Below are 225 nucleotides of genomic sequence, written 5' to 3'. Positions count from 1 at the left end.
TCCGTCCTTTTGTATTTTTATTAACTTGCTTCTCATCACCTGACAAGCAATTATTAATATAAAACTGAATATTTGCTATTGCCTGAGCAATAGGGGTTGTCATAATTTCAGCAGAAATTTTATTATCAATTAATAAATAATTATATACATCAATATCACTATTTAAAAATAAATTTGGATTCTTATTTATATAATATTTGGTTAATACATTACTTTTTTTATCAT

1 protein-coding gene is annotated in these 225 nt (G+C 22.7%); it reads right to left on the bottom strand.

Annotation, left to right across the window (positions count from 1 at the left end; translation table 11 throughout):
• On the bottom strand, positions 1 to 225 hold a 225-nt coding region (locus M983_RS17730; protein WP_245684064.1), incomplete at both ends, for a neuraminidase-like domain-containing protein.

The organism is Proteus myxofaciens ATCC 19692 (assembly GCF_001654855.1).
In the GTDB taxonomy this organism is placed as follows: domain Bacteria; phylum Pseudomonadota; class Gammaproteobacteria; order Enterobacterales; family Enterobacteriaceae; genus Proteus; species Proteus myxofaciens.
Note: the sequence above shows the minus strand (reverse complement) of the source record. Positions and strands in the feature narration are given on the sequence as shown.